Origin of the sequence: Jiella marina (assembly GCF_024359545.1) — a bacterium.
Classification (GTDB): Bacteria; Pseudomonadota; Alphaproteobacteria; order Rhizobiales; family Rhizobiaceae; genus Jiella.
On record NZ_JAKQZG010000001.1, the window covers coordinates 118,638 to 132,059 of the forward strand.

The window sequence follows — 13,422 nt, forward strand, 5'->3', positions numbered from 1 at the left end:
CCATGCTGATGATCACACCGCAAACCACCAGGCCCGGCGCCGAAACCATCCTCGACGCGGCCGAACATGCGGCGCGGGCCGTCCCGCCGCTCTGGCCGCTCGCGTCGAGCGTCGCCGTCAATCCCTTTCTCGGCCAGACGCAGGAACCCCTGGCTGTTGCCGCAGCGAGGCTGCGGCGGGTCGCCGGGATCGCCTCGACCATGCCCCGGACCTGGTTTGCCGAGCGGATCGAGTCCGGCGAGATCACCGATGACGATCTCGCGGCGGCCCTCGATCGCGCGCCGGCGGGGAGGGGGGCAAAGACGCTCTCCGAGCTGAGACGGGCACTGCAATCGCCCCCGCCATCACCAAGCGCCCTGCCGACCGTCGCCGATCTCGCGACCGAGGCTTCAGGCATCGATTGGGCAGGGCTTGTCGCGGAACGTCTCGGCCATTGGGCGGCGGGCTATTTCGACCAGGGCCAGGCTCTTTGGGAAATGCCGAAAGGACGCGGGGCGTATGAAAGCTGGCGAGCGATTGCCACCAACGATCTGACCCCCGAGATCGTCGGCCTCCAGGGTTTCGCTGCGAGCGTGGTGGACGCGCCCGAAACGTCTGCCGAGACGATCATCGAAATGGTCGGGCGGCTGGGCCTGAGCGAGGCCGCGCTGGAGAGCTATTTCCACCGCCTGCTGATGGGCCTCGGTGGCTGGGCGCAGGCAGCGCGCTATCGCCTCTGGCAGGCCGAGCTTGCGGGCGAGATGGATGCGACGGTGAGTGACCTTCTGGCGATCTGCCTCGTCTGGGAGGAAGCGCTGCTGCGCCAGCACCGGCCGACCATCGGATCCCGCTGGCGCGAAGCCGTTGCGGCCCATGCCGAGCCGGTCGAGCCGACGGCCGACGACTGGATCGACTCCATCCTGCAGGAAGCGGCCGAGCATGCGGCACAGCGCCGGCTTCATGACCTGTTCGAGGGCGCATCGCCGGTCTCGCCGCGTAACCGTCCCGCGCTGCAGATGGCGTTCTGCATCGACGTGCGCTCCGAGGTGTTCCGCCGCGCGCTGGAAAGCACCGATCCCGGTGTCCAGACGCTCGGTTTTGCCGGGTTTTTTGGGCTCGGCGTCGCCCATCGCCGCTTTGGCTCGGATGTCGTGGAGGCCAGGCTGCCGGTCCTGCTCAAGCCCGCCGTCTTCAGCTGTTCGGGGGCTCCGACACCGGAAACCGAGAAGAAGGATCAGGCGTCGCGGATCGCAGCGCGGGCGAAGCGCGCCTGGGGGCGCTTCAAGCTCGCCGCCATCTCCTCCTTCGCCTTCGTCGAGGCGACCGGTCCGGTCTATGTCGGCAAGCTTCTGCGCGACGGGCTGAGCCTGAGACGGCACACCGCCCCAGAGGACCCGAGGCCGCGCTTCGACCCGGCGCTCGATCTCGACACCCGCATCACCATGGCCGAGAGCGTTCTCAATGCGATGTCATTGACTGAAGGCTTTGCGCCCCTGGTGCTGCTTGCCGGTCACGGCGCCAATGTCGTCAACAATCCCCATGCCAGCGCGCTGCAATGCGGCGCCTGCGGGGGCTATTCAGGCGACGTCAATGCGCGCCTCCTGGCAGGGCTCCTGAACGACGAGGAGGTGCGGCAGGCTCTCGCTACCCGTGGCATCGCGATCCCGAAGGACACGCTGTTCGTCGGCGCCCTGCACGACACGACCACCGATGCCGTGACGATCTTTGATGGCGATCACCTGTCCTCCGCGCACAGCGAGGCGATCGAGCACGCCAGGGATTGGCTCGACACCGCTAGCGCACTGGCCCGCGCCGAGCGTTCGAAACGGCTGCCGCGTGCGGAGGGTGGCGAGGACGTCGCACGCCGCGCTCGCGACTGGGCGGAGTTGCGCCCGGAATGGGCGCTCGCCGGCTGCCAGGCCTTCGTCGCAGCCCCACGCCAGCGCACGGCCGGGCTCGATCTGGGCGGCCGTGCCTTCCTCCACGACTATGACTGGCGCAAGGACGACGGCTTCGGTGTGCTGGAGCTGATCCTGACCGCGCCGGTGGTCGTGGCAAGCTGGATCAGCCTTCAGTACTATGGTTCCACCGTCGCGCCGGATGTCTTCGGAGCGGGCAACAAGCTTCTGCACAACGTGACCGGTGGGCTCGGTGTCGTCGAAGGCAATGGCGGGATCCTGCGTCCGGGACTGCCGTGGCAATCGGTGCATGATGGCGAGAAATTCGTCCATGATCCGCTGCGCTTGTCGGTTCTTGTTGAAGCGCCGCGTGAAGAAATCAGCGCGATCCTTGAACGTCATCCACCAGTGCGCGCCCGGTTCGACAACAAATGGCTGCACCTCTTCGTGCTGGACGATCAGGGCCGCATGGCCTGGCGCTACGCCGGCGATCTCGATTGGGAACCCATGGCCCATGACAAAGCGATGGAACGGGAAGTGCAGCGGGCGCCGGCATGAAGCCGCTCCCCGGCCATCTCGCCGCCCTCGAATCGGAGGCGATCCACATTCTGCGCGACGGCGTCTCTGCGTCGCGCAATCCCGTGCTGCTGTTTTCGGCCGGAAAGGATTCCACCGTTCTGGCCCATCTGGCCTTGCGAGCCTTCCATCCCTCGCCGCCGCCCGGCCCTTGCTGCATATCGATTCGACATGGGAGTTCGCCGAGGTCCTGGCGTTCCGAGACGCCTTCGCGCAGCAGCACGGGTTCGATCTGATCGTTCACGCGAATGAGGAGGGCCGCGCGCAGGCGATCAATCCGTTCGATCACGGCGACTTCTATACCACCGCGATGCGCACCGAACCGCTCAAGCGGGCCTTGAGCGAAGGCGGCTTCGACGCCGTCTTCGGCGGCGCCCGGCGCGACGAGGAGGCGAGCCGGGCCAAGGAGCGCATTGTCTCCATTCGCAATGCGAACCATGGCTGGGAACCGCGGCTGCAGCGCCCCGAACTCTGGCGCTGCTTCAACTGGCAGATCGCGCCCGGCGAATCGATGCGGGTCTTCCCGCTGTCGAACTGGACCGAGCAGGATTTGTGGACCTACATCGTCTTGCGCGGAATCGAGCTTGCACCGCTCTATCTGGCCAAGGAGCGCGACGTCGTCTTGCGCGACGGGATGCGGATCGTGGTCGACGATCCGACGCGCATGCGCTGGCAGCCTGGCGAAGGGACGCGCCGCGAGACGGTGCGCTTTCGCACACTCGGTTGCTGGCCGGTCACCGCAGCGCAACCGTCTGAAGCGACGAGCATCGCTCAGGTCGCCCTGGAAACGCTGTCCGCACAAACCTCCGAGCGTCGGGGCCGCATGGGCGATGGCGGGTCGCTCGAACGCCAGAAGCGCGACGGTTATTTTTGAAGACAGCCCGGACTTCGTGCCGGGCGCCGCGCTGTGAGCGCATGACCTCCATGCGCAGGCCTCCGCGCGTTCGACGTGACCGGCAACGGTCAGCGCATTCCATCGCCGTCACAAAGACGTCATCGCCGCGGTGATAGCCAAGCGCCACAAGAGACATACGCGACAGGGCGAAATGGCCGAGAAATCCGCCTCAGGCGAGGCGCGCGAGCAAGCAAATGAACAGCATATCGAGGCGCGGCGCCGCGCCGTTTCTGCCTTCGCCCAGGCGGAGACGGACATGCTGGCGCGGCTTTGGGAAGAAGTCGGCGAAGGCCGTCCGATTGCCGCAGTCCGCGGCCCCGAAGTCGGCCTCGTCATGGTGCGCGGCCGCGTTGGCGGCGGCGGGGCGCCCTTCAATCTCGGCGAGGCCAGCGTGACGCGGGCCTCCGTCCGGCTCGGAGAGGGCACGGTCGGTCACGCGATGACGCTCGGCCGCGACCTGGAAAGGGCGCGACTCGCGGCCTCTTTCGACGCCCTCTGGCAGCTCGATGCCGCCCATCGCGACATGGTCGAATCCCGCGTCGTCCTGCCGATCGAGGCGGCGATCGCTGAGGCCGAGACCAAAGCGCGCGAGGAGACGGAGGCCACACGCGTCGACTTCTTCACCATGGCGCGAGGCGAGGACGAGTGATGGCCGGCCTTCGTCAGAGCGAACAGGCGGTGATCGGGGGATTCGTCGATCCCGTCTTCGATGCGCAGGCGGTGTTTCGCGCGCTTCTCGATGCCACGGCCCGGCCGGGCACGGTGCGCGATCTCGGTGGTACCTGCGAACCGCCGGCGCCACTCGGCCCGGCGCAGGGCGCCATCCTGCTGGCCTTCTCGGACATGACCACGCCGGTCTTCGTCGAGGCGGAACGCGGTGCCTGCGCGGCCTGGCTTGGCTTTCATACTGGCGCAGCCCTGGTCGATGCGGGGGCGGCGCATTTTGCGGTTCTTCGAGAGTTCGGTGAGGCAGCGCTCGATACTCTGCCGCTCGGCACGCTCGCTTATCCCGACCGCTCGGCGACGGTGCTGGTCGAAACGGAAAGCCTGACGGGCGGGGATGCGCTCGCGCTTTCGGGTCCCGGCATCGATGGGAGGAGAACGATCGCACCTGCGGGTCTGGGCGCTGGTTTCCTGGCTGCGCGCGAGGCAAACCGCGCGCTCTTTCCGTGCGGAATCGATCTCGTCCTGACCTGCGGCTCGGCGATCCTAGCGCTGCCGCGCTCGACGACCGTCGAGGAGGTTTGAGATGTATGTCGCGGTGAAAGGCGGCGAGGCCGCCATTGCCAATGCCCATCGGCTGTTGGCCGACCGGCGGCGCGGCGACCGCACGGTGCCGGCTCTCACGCTGGAGCAGATCGCCGGACAGCTTTCGCTCGCCGTCGACCGGGTGATGGCGGAAGGTTCGCTCTACGATCCCGATCTCGCCGCCATGGCCGTGCGCCAGGCCCGCGGCGATCTCATCGAGGCGATCTTCCTGATCCGCGCCTATCGCACCACGCTGCCGCGCTTTGCGGCTTCGCAACCGATCGAGACGGGGCGGATGCGGATCGAGCGTCGGATATCGGCAACCTACAAGGATCTGCCGGGCGGCCAGCTCCTGGGCCCGACCTTCGACTACACCCATCGCCTGATCGATCCCGAGATGGCAAAGGACGGCGACGTTGCCGCGGCCGAGCGGCGCGAGACAGCCGGCGACAGCCATGCGCCGCGCGTGACCGACATTCTCGGCGACGAAGCCCTGATCGAAGGCGATGGCGACCGGGCAGGGGAGGCGGAACCCGCCGATCTCACCCGTTCTCCGCTCGGCTTTCCGACCGGCCGTGATCTCAGGCTCCAAGCGCTTGCGCGAGGGGACGAAGGATTTCTGCTGGCGCTCGGTTATTCCACCCAGCGCGGTTATGGCCGCACCCATCCCTTCGTCGGCGAGGTGCGCATCGGCTTCGTCGATGTGGAGGTCGAGCTTCCCGAGTTCGGCTTTGCCGTCACGATCGGGCGCGTGCGCGTCACCGAGTGCCAGATGATCTCGCAGTTCACCGGCTCCAAGGAGGAGCCGCCGCAATTCACCCGCGGCTATGGCTTGGTCTTCGGCCAGTCGGAGCGCAAGGCCATGGCGATGAGCCTCGTCGACCGGGCGCTAAGAGCCGACGAATTCGACGAGGAGCGTCGCTCACCTGCTCAGGACGAGGAATTCGTGCTCGCCCATTCCGACAACATCCAGGCGACGGGCTTCGTCGAGCATCTGAAGCTGCCCCACTACGTGGACTTCCAGGCCGAACTCGAACTCCTGCGCCGCATGCGGCGGGAAGGCGACCGTCCTGCCGAGGAGGGAGACGAAACCGAATGATGGTGTCTCTGGCCTCAGACATCCCCTTGCGGCGATTTCGCCGTCGAGACGGCACGCTCGCTCCGGCGCTTCTGCCGTTTCTCGACCGCGAGCGGGCTCTTGTAGAGCTGGAAATACCACAAGAGCACCATGCCCACGACGACGATCACCAGCTTTCCGACAACGTACAGGACGCTCATGGAGCCCGTTCCTCCCTGTTTGCCGGCTCGCTCGGTCCCCACGTGCCGATAGGCGCCACACGATGACCGGAAGCCTTCCAGCGTACAATTTCGCCTATCTCGACGAAGAGACCAAGCGGATGATCCGCCGCGCCATTCTGAAGGCCGTGGCGATCCCGGGCTATCAGGTGCCGTTCGCTTCGCGCGAAATGCCGATGCCCTATGGCTGGGGAACCGGCGGCGTGCAGGTGACGGCGTCGATCATCGGGCCGGACGATGTCTTGAAGGTGATCGACCAGGGGTCCGACGACACCACAAACGCGGTGTCGATCCGCGCTTTCTTTGCCAATGTCGCGAATGTTGCCGTCACGACGAAGACCGCCGAGGCGACGGTGATCCAGACCCGCCACCGCATTCCCGAAACGCCGCTGCGGGAAGGTCAGACGCTGGTCTATCAGGTGCCGATCCCCGAGCCCCTGCGTTTCCTGGAGCCGCGCGAGACCGAGACGCGGATCATGCATGCGCTCGAGGAATACGGCCTGATGCATGTGAAGCTCTACGAGGACATCGCCAAGAACGGCCATATCGCCACGACCTATGCCTATCCGGTGAAGGTCGAGGGCCGCTATGTGATGGACCCGTCCCCGATCCCGAAATTCGACAATCCCAAGATGGACGATTGCCCCGCACTGCAGCTCTTCGGGGCAGGGCGCGAGCAACGGATCTATGCGATCCCCCCGCACACGCGGATCGAGAGCCTCGATTTCGAGGATCACCCCTTCCGCGTGCAGGAATTCGATCGTCCCTGCGGGCTCTGCGGCGCAACGGGTGTCTATCTCGACGAGATCGTCACCGACGATCGCGGCGGGCGGCTCTATGCTTGTTCGGATACGGATTATTGCGAGGAGAGGCGAATGGCCGGGCACTCGGGGCCGGCGCTATGACTACCGATCAGCCTCTCCTGATCGCCAAAGGCGTCACCAAGCATTACGGCGCCCGGACCGGCTGTGAAGACGTTTCCTTCGAGCTCTATCCCGGCGAAATCCTCGCCGTCGTCGGCGAGTCCGGCTCCGGCAAGACGACGCTTCTCAACGGTCTGTCCTGCCGGCTGCCCCTGACGGGTGGCCAGGTCTCCTACCGCATGCGCGACGGAACCTTGCGCAATCTGGCTTCGCTCACCGAAGCCGAGCGGCGCTTTCTCATGCGCACCGACTGGGGCTTCGTGCATCAGAACCCGGCCGATGGCCTCAGGATGCGCGTCTCCGCCGGCGCCAATATCGGCGAGCGGATGATGGCGGTCGGCGTGCGCCATTACGGCCGGATCCGCGAGACCGCCGACGACTGGCTGACGCGGGTCGAAATCAATGCCGGACGGATCGACGAGAATCCCGCCAGTTTTTCCGGCGGTATGCGGCAACGCCTGCAGATCGCCCGCAACCTCGTCAGTCATCCCCGTCTGGTCTTCATGGACGAGCCGACCGGCGGTCTCGACGTCTCCGTGCAGGCGCGGCTTCTCGATCTCTTGCGGGCGCTCGTCGGCGAGATGGGGCTGTCGGCGATCCTCGTCACCCATGACCTCGCCGTCGCCAGGCTTCTATCCCATCGCATGATGGTCATGAAGGATGGCCGCGTGGTCGAGACCGGTCTGACCGACCGGGTGCTCGACGACCCGCGACACCCCTATACCCAGCTTCTCGTTGCCTCAATCCTGGAGGTGTGAGCCGATGTCGGAGCCTTCGTCCGCGACCCGCCTGATCGTCGATCGCGTCACAAAGAGCTTTACCAACCATCTGCGCGGCGGCGTGCATCTGCCGGTGGTGGCGAACGTCTCCTTTGCGGTAAAGGCCGGCGAGGTGGTCGTCCTGGGCGGGCCGTCCGGGGTCGGCAAATCCTCCATTCTCAGGATGATCACCGGGAATTACGGGGTCGAGGATGGCCGCATCCTGATGCGCCGGGCCGACGACGAGGCCTTCGTCGATCTTGCTGCCGCAAGCCCCCGCGAGGTGATCTCGCTTCGCCGCGACGTGGTCGGCCATGTTTCGCAGTTCCTGCGGGCGATCCCCCGGGTGTCGGCCGCCGAGATCGTCGCGGAGCCCTTGCGTGAAATGGGCGTGCCGGCGGAGGAAGCACTTGCCAGGGCTCGCCGGATGCTTTCGCGTCTCAACCTGCCGGAGGCCCTTTTCGATCTGCCGCCGGCGACGTTTTCGGGCGGCGAGAAACAGCGGGTCAACATCGCTCACGGTCTCATCACGGACCATCCGGTCCTGCTTCTCGACGAACCGACCGCTTCGCTCGATGCGGAAAACCGCGACGTGGTCTGCGACCTGATTGCCGAGAAGAAGGCGCAAGGCGCGGCGATCCTCGGCATCTTCCACGACGAGGAGGTGCGGGCGCGGGTCGCGGATCGAATCGTCGACATTTCGGCGTTCTCGATGCGCAAGACCGCAGCCGCCTGATGCCGAAGCTCTCGGAAGTGCCGCTCGTTCATCCCACCGCCGAGGTCGAGGATTGCGATCTCGGTCGCTACACCGAAGTCGCCGAACGCTGCCGCGTGTCGGAAACCAGCCTTGGCGACTATTCTTACCTGATGCAGGATTGCGGCGTTTGGCGCGCCCGGATCGGCAAGTTCGTCAATGTCGCTGCCGCCGTCCGGATCAACGCGACCAACCATCCCACCTGGCGGGCGACCCAGCACCATTTTACCTATCGCGCGGCCGATTATTTCGACGGCGAGCGCAATGAGGAATCCTTCTTTGACTGGCGCAGGGAGCACGCCGTCACGATCGGACACGACGTCTGGATCGGTCACGGCGCAATCATTTTGCCCGGCGTCACCATCGGCAATGGTGCAGCGGTCGGCGCCGGGGCCGTCGTCTCGAAGGATGTGGCGCCCTATACGATCGTCGGCGGCGTCCCGGCGCGGCTCATTCGCGCACGCTTCCAGCCCGATCTGGGCTATCGGATGGATGAACTCGCCTGGTGGGACTGGCCCCACGAAGCGCTGCGCGTCGCGCTCGACGACTTCCGCACGCTCGATCCCGAAAGCTTCCTGGCGAAATATTCGACCAAGTCCTTGTAGGGGAACGACGCGCGCTTTCATCGAACTGTCGCTGAAGCGTCATCCAACTCTCATCGAGACCCCCTAATCAGACGATCATGCCGCGGCGCGCAGGAAGGCTCCGCTTTCCTGCAGAGCGGCAAGCCCGGGCGGCACTTGAGCCATTCGCCGGGCCGAATGCGGCAGACATGCCGCGTGATCGGCCCGTCGTATCCATGCTTTGCCAACCTTCCGCTTGACCCTGGACGGAGTGCTTGAATGCCGGCCATCGTTGTCGAGAAGCTGTCGAAACATTTCGGCAAGAAATGCGCTCTGGACGGGGTGGGGCTGTCGATCGAGGAGGGCGAGATGGTCGCCCTGATCGGCGCTTCCGGATCGGGCAAGTCGACGCTGATGCGTCACATCGCCGGTCTCGAGCGTGGCGATGGCGACGCCTCGGTGGTCCGGATCTTCGATGAAATCCAGCAGAAGGGCGGTCGGCTTGGCTCGAACGTCCGATCGCTGCGCGGCAAGACCGGCGTGATCTTCCAGCAGTTCAATCTGGTCCACCGGCTTCCGGTGGTGATCAACGTCCTGACCGGCATTTTGGGCCGTATTCCCGGCTGGCGCGGGACATGCGGCCTCTTCACCACCGAGGAGAAGCGCCAGGCAATCAAGGCACTGTCTCGCGTCGGCATTGCAGATCTCGCCTGGCAGCGCGCCTCGACGCTTTCCGGCGGTCAGCAGCAGCGCGCGGCGATCGCACGCACGCTGCTCCAGCGCTCCAAGATCCTGCTCGCCGACGAGCCGATCGCCTCGCTCGATCCGGCCTCGGCGCGCCGTGTGATGGACGTTCTCGCCGACATCAATCAGTCCGAGAAGATCACCATCCTCGTCTCGCTACATCAGGTGGAATACGCCCGGGTCTACTGCCCGCGCACCATCGCGCTGAGAGACGGGCAGGTGGTCTATGATGGCCCCTCCAAGGCCCTCTCCAACGAATTCCTGACCGAGCTCTACGGCTCGGCATCGGAGGAACTCGTCCTGCCCGGGGATATCCCGGTTCAGGACGATCACCGCCCGGCCGGTGCGCCGGCGCGCGAAAAGTCCGAGGCACGCCTCGGCGACCTGGCGCCTGCCTGATCGGGGTGGCGCCCGACCATCGCATTTCCCGTGACAGGGTTCACACCAACAGGGAACGACCAATCATGAACGCATTTTCGAAGATGCTGGCGACCGCAGCCTTCGCAGTCTCCTTCACCGTTCCGGCGCTCGCTCAGGAGAGCGCGCCCGAAGAGATCAATTTCGGCATCATCTCGACCGAAAGCCAGCAGAACCTGCGGCCGAAATGGGAGCCCTTCCTCGAAGACATGGAAGAGCAGACGGGTCTCAAGATCAATCCGTTCTTCGCCTCCGACTATGCCGGCGTGATCGAGGGCATGCGCTTCGGCAAGGTGCAGGTAGCCTGGTTCGGCAACAAGTCGGCCATGGAAGCTGTCGACCGCGCCGGCGGCGAAATCTTCGCCCAGACCGTCGATGTCACCGGAAATCCCGGCTATTGGTCGCTGATCCTCGCACCGGCCGACTCCGATCTAACCTCGGTGGACGATCTCCTGAAGTGCGACGGTTCGCTCAATTTCGGTCTGGGTGATCCGAACTCGACCTCGGGCTATCTGGTGCCGATGACCTTCGTCTTCGCCCAGAACGGCGTCGACCCGAAGGAGTGCTTCAAGACCGTCCGCAACGCCAATCACGAGACCAACGCCATGGCGGTTGCGAACGGCCAGGTCGACGCGGCGACCAACAACACCGAGAGCCTCGGCCTGATCGAGCAGAACAATCCGGACGCCTTCGAGAAGATCAAGGTGATCTGGAAGTCGCCGCTGATCCCGTCCGATCCGCTGGTCATCAAGTCCGACCTGTCGGAAGAGACCAAGCAGAAGATCGCGGACTTCGTCCTGTCCTACGGCACGCCGGACTCTCAGGGCGACGCGACCGTCGAGAAGGAAGTCCTCGCCGGCCTCGAATGGGCGCCGTTCCGCAAGTCGAGCAACGATCAGCTTCTGCCGATCCGTGTCATGGAAATCTCCAAGACCATGGCTCAGCTCGACGCCGACGACTCCATGAGCGCCGACGAAAAGGCGGCGAAGATGGAAGAGCTCGAAGCCCAGAAGGCCGAGTACCAGAAGAAGATCGACGAGAACGCCGCCGCCTCCGGCGCGTGAGTTGAAGGAGGACCGGCGCCCGCAGCATTCGGGCGCCTCGTCGCGCAATTCGAGCGATCCGCCATGGCGGACCGACTCCCCCTCCGTCCGGCAAGGACGGAGGGGTGATCATGTGAGCGCAGGCTCCACGACCTCCCTGACCCGATCGGCTGAATTGGCAAACACCGGAAAACCATGAGCACCACGATCAGCACTGCCGAAGAAAGCAAACCCGAGACGATCGACGTCAATGAGGGACGGGACTGGTCGCGTCTCTACTGGAACGGCGCGATCCTCCTCGGCGTCGTCGCGGTCCTCGTCTGGAGCTGGGGCCCGTCCGAGATGGACCGGTGGACCTATCTGTTCACCGATGCCGGCAATATGGTGGAATATGCCAGCGGTTTCATGAGCCCCAACTTCGCCAGTTGGGACTACTACGTCTACGAGATGGTGGTGACCCTTCAGATCGCCGTCTGGGGGACATTCCTCTCGTTGATCCTCTCGATACCCTTCGGTATCCTGTCCGCGCACAACATGGTGCCTTGGTGGATCCTGCATCCGACCCGCCGGCTGATGGACTTCTTTCGCGCTATCCATGAACTGGTCTGGGCGGTGCTCTTCGTCGTCGCCGTTGGCCTCGGCCCCTTCGCCGGTGTCATGGCGCTGTTCATCCACAATACCGGCATCATGGCCAAGCTCTTTTCCGAAGCGGTGGAGTCGATCGATCCGCGCCCCGTGGAAGGCATCCGCGCCACCGGAGCCTCGCGGGTTCAGGAAGTGGTCTACGGCGTCATCCCGCAGGTCCTGCCGCTTTGGGTGTCCTACACGCTCTACCGGTTCGAGACGAATGTCCGCTCTGCGACGATCCTGGGCGTCATCGGGGCAGGGGGAATCGGGCAGGTCCTGTTCGAGTCGATCCGCGGGTTCTACTATGCCGAATCCGCGGCAATCCTGATCATCGTCGTGATCACCGTGGTTCTGACCGACCTCCTTTCGCAGCAGCTCCGCAAATTCGTGACATAACGCATGCGTCTTGCCAAAACGCGTTGCCGGCGGCTCTCCCGCCTGTCGAATGCCTCTGCCATGAAGGCCGTCCTGAATGCCCAATGAAACGGTTCTCACCAATGCCCGGATCGTTCTTCCCGATACGATCATCGAGGGCCATGTGGTCATTCGCGACGGAGCGATCGCAGGGTTCGATCCGGGCTCGGCCATCGGCGAGGATCTCGGCGGCGATTTCCTGATCCCCGGCCTCGTCGAGCTCCACACCGATCACATCGAAGGGCACTACATTCCGCGGCCCAAGGTCTACTGGAACAAGCTGGCTGCCATTCAGGCCCATGATGCGCAGATCGCGGGATCCGGCATCACCACCGTGTTCGATGCCATCCGGGTGGGGACCGACGAGGATCAGGCGATCCGGGTCGACGACATGGTCGATCTCGGCCGGCTGATCAGTCAAGCCGTTGACGAAGGCCGGACACGGGCCGACCACTTCATTCATCTGCGTTGCGAGGTTTCTGCGCCCGACGCGGTGGAAGGGTTCGAGCGCTTTTTCGACAATCCCCGCCTGAAGCTCGTCTCGCTGATGGACCACGCGCCGGGCCAGCGCCAGTTCGCAAGCCTGGACGCGTACCGGACCTATTATCAGAAGAAGAAGGGGCTGTCGGAGGACGAATTCCAGGCGTTCAGCGCCAAGCGGCTTGCCGACTCGGAGAAATACTCACCGGCGAGCCGCAAGACGATCGCCGAGGCGGCGCGTCGTCACTCCCTGGCGCTCGCCTCCCATGACGACGCGACGGCCGAGCATGTGCACGAGTCGGTGTCGCTCGGAGCGGTGATCGCGGAATTCCCGACGACCTTCGAAGCCGCCGAAGCGTCCTGGAAGGCGGGACTTTCCGTTCTGATGGGCGCGCCGAACGTGGTGCGCGGTGGGTCTCACTCCGGCAACATATCCGCCCTCGATCTCATCGAGGCCGGGCGGCTGGACATTCTTTCGTCGGACTATGTGCCGTTTTCGCTGCTGCAGGCGGCATTTCAGATTGCGGGGAGCGAAGTCTTGCCGCTTCCGGACGCGATCCGGATGGTGACGGCCGCGCCGGCCAAGGCGGTGGGGCTGACGGATCGGGGCGAGATCGCCCTCGGCCGGCGCGCCGATCTCGTCCGGGTCGTCAGCGACGGGAGCACTCCGCCGGTCGTGCGCGCCGTCTGGCGCGAGGGCCGCCGTGTGTCCTGACCCTGACGCGAACACACGGAGCGGCGTTCTTATCGCCACGGTCGGCCGGACCAAGCGGAGCAGGCGAGGAATTAGGAGGCCGAAGACCGGTT

13 protein-coding genes and 1 pseudogene are annotated in these 13,422 nt (G+C 65.2%); 13 read left to right on the forward strand and 1 reads right to left on the reverse strand.

The features are described 5' to 3' along the window. Positions 1–2 precede the first annotated feature (2 nt). From MF134_RS00575 to MF134_RS00595, 5 genes and pseudogenes are all read left to right on the forward strand, one after another. Positions 3–2,435 carry a YbcC family protein gene (locus MF134_RS00575; RefSeq protein ID WP_457589922.1) on the forward strand — a complete coding sequence of 811 codons (2,433 nt, stop codon included), beginning with the start codon at positions 3–5 and terminating at the stop codon, positions 2,433–2,435. Beyond that, positions 2,432–3,327, forward strand: a pseudogene (cysD, locus tag MF134_RS00580) (sulfate adenylyltransferase subunit CysD). Before MF134_RS00575 ends, cysD begins: the two are co-directional and overlap by 4 nt. A gap of 172 nt (positions 3,328–3,499) precedes the next feature. After that, positions 3,500–3,997 (forward strand): phosphonate C-P lyase system protein PhnG, encoded by a 498-nt coding sequence (gene phnG / locus MF134_RS00585; RefSeq protein ID WP_255337450.1) that lies wholly within the window; start codon positions 3,500–3,502, stop codon positions 3,995–3,997. Continuing rightward, entirely contained in the window at positions 3,997–4,596 is a 600-nt protein-coding gene (gene phnH / locus MF134_RS00590; RefSeq protein WP_255337451.1) for a phosphonate C-P lyase system protein PhnH, read from the forward strand. Before phnG ends, phnH begins: the two co-directional genes overlap by 1 nt. 1 nt (position 4,597) lies before the next feature. Further along, entirely contained in the window at positions 4,598–5,695 is a 1,098-nt protein-coding gene (locus MF134_RS00595) for a carbon-phosphorus lyase complex subunit PhnI (RefSeq protein WP_255337452.1), read from the forward strand. Between the two features lie 14 nt (positions 5,696–5,709). Here MF134_RS00595 and MF134_RS00600 read toward each other — a convergent pair whose 3' ends face one another. Beyond that, positions 5,710–5,874 (reverse strand): hypothetical protein, encoded by a 165-nt coding sequence (locus tag MF134_RS00600; protein ID WP_255337453.1) that lies wholly within the window; start codon positions 5,872–5,874, stop codon positions 5,710–5,712. A 62-nt stretch (positions 5,875–5,936) separates the two neighbouring features. Between MF134_RS00600 and MF134_RS00605 the strand changes: the two genes are divergently transcribed. The 8 genes from MF134_RS00605 to MF134_RS00640 all read left to right on the forward strand — a co-directional run bounded on the left by MF134_RS00605 (position 5,937) and on the right by MF134_RS00640 (position 13,330). Beyond that, entirely contained in the window at positions 5,937–6,797 is an 861-nt protein-coding gene (locus tag MF134_RS00605; RefSeq protein ID WP_255337454.1) for an alpha-D-ribose 1-methylphosphonate 5-phosphate C-P-lyase PhnJ, read from the forward strand. Next, a complete protein-coding gene (phnK, locus tag MF134_RS00610) occupies positions 6,794–7,573 on the forward strand; it encodes a phosphonate C-P lyase system protein PhnK (protein WP_255337455.1) in 780 nt (259 codons plus the stop codon). The genes MF134_RS00605 and phnK overlap by 4 nt, the downstream gene beginning before the upstream one ends. A 4-nt stretch (positions 7,574–7,577) precedes the next feature. Beyond that, a complete protein-coding gene (gene phnL / locus MF134_RS00615) occupies positions 7,578–8,309 on the forward strand; it encodes a phosphonate C-P lyase system protein PhnL (protein WP_255337456.1) in 732 nt (243 codons plus the stop codon). After that, positions 8,309–8,932 (forward strand): DapH/DapD/GlmU-related protein, encoded by a 624-nt coding sequence (locus MF134_RS00620; protein ID WP_255337457.1) that lies wholly within the window; start codon positions 8,309–8,311, stop codon positions 8,930–8,932. The genes phnL and MF134_RS00620 overlap by 1 nt, the downstream gene beginning before the upstream one ends. 237 nt (positions 8,933–9,169) lie before the next feature. Continuing rightward, on the forward strand, positions 9,170–10,033 hold the full coding sequence (gene phnC, locus MF134_RS00625) for a phosphonate ABC transporter ATP-binding protein (protein ID WP_255337458.1): 864 nt from the start codon (positions 9,170–9,172) through the stop codon (positions 10,031–10,033). Between the two features lie 65 nt (positions 10,034–10,098). Continuing rightward, on the forward strand, positions 10,099–11,115 hold the full coding sequence (phnD, locus tag MF134_RS00630) for a phosphonate ABC transporter substrate-binding protein (protein WP_255337459.1): 1,017 nt from the start codon (positions 10,099–10,101) through the stop codon (positions 11,113–11,115). Between the two features lie 174 nt (positions 11,116–11,289). Beyond that, positions 11,290–12,117: a phosphonate ABC transporter, permease protein PhnE gene (gene phnE, locus MF134_RS00635; RefSeq protein ID WP_255337460.1), complete on the forward strand. Its 828-nt coding sequence runs from the start codon at positions 11,290–11,292 to the stop codon at positions 12,115–12,117. A 76-nt stretch (positions 12,118–12,193) separates the two neighbouring features. Beyond that, positions 12,194–13,330: an alpha-D-ribose 1-methylphosphonate 5-triphosphate diphosphatase gene (locus MF134_RS00640; RefSeq protein WP_255337461.1), complete on the forward strand. Its 1,137-nt coding sequence runs from the start codon at positions 12,194–12,196 to the stop codon at positions 13,328–13,330. The last annotated feature ends 92 nt before the right edge of the window (positions 13,331–13,422 follow it).

Coding starts and splice junctions, on each gene's coding strand:
- MF134_RS00575 (WP_457589922.1), top strand. CDS start 3: ATGCTGATGATCACACCGCAAACCACCAGGCCCGGCGCCGAAACCATC.
- phnG (WP_255337450.1), top strand. CDS start 3,500: ATGGCCGAGAAATCCGCCTCAGGCGAGGCGCGCGAGCAAGCAAATGAA.
- phnH (WP_255337451.1), top strand. CDS start 3,997: ATGGCCGGCCTTCGTCAGAGCGAACAGGCGGTGATCGGGGGATTCGTC.
- MF134_RS00595 (WP_255337452.1), top strand. CDS start 4,598: ATGTATGTCGCGGTGAAAGGCGGCGAGGCCGCCATTGCCAATGCCCAT.
- MF134_RS00600 (WP_255337453.1), bottom strand. CDS start 5,874: ATGAGCGTCCTGTACGTTGTCGGAAAGCTGGTGATCGTCGTCGTGGGC.
- MF134_RS00605 (WP_255337454.1), top strand. CDS start 5,937: ATGACCGGAAGCCTTCCAGCGTACAATTTCGCCTATCTCGACGAAGAG.
- phnK (WP_255337455.1), top strand. CDS start 6,794: ATGACTACCGATCAGCCTCTCCTGATCGCCAAAGGCGTCACCAAGCAT.
- phnL (WP_255337456.1), top strand. CDS start 7,578: ATGTCGGAGCCTTCGTCCGCGACCCGCCTGATCGTCGATCGCGTCACA.
- MF134_RS00620 (WP_255337457.1), top strand. CDS start 8,309: ATGCCGAAGCTCTCGGAAGTGCCGCTCGTTCATCCCACCGCCGAGGTC.
- phnC (WP_255337458.1), top strand. CDS start 9,170: ATGCCGGCCATCGTTGTCGAGAAGCTGTCGAAACATTTCGGCAAGAAA.
- phnD (WP_255337459.1), top strand. CDS start 10,099: ATGAACGCATTTTCGAAGATGCTGGCGACCGCAGCCTTCGCAGTCTCC.
- phnE (WP_255337460.1), top strand. CDS start 11,290: ATGAGCACCACGATCAGCACTGCCGAAGAAAGCAAACCCGAGACGATC.
- MF134_RS00640 (WP_255337461.1), top strand. CDS start 12,194: ATGCCCAATGAAACGGTTCTCACCAATGCCCGGATCGTTCTTCCCGAT.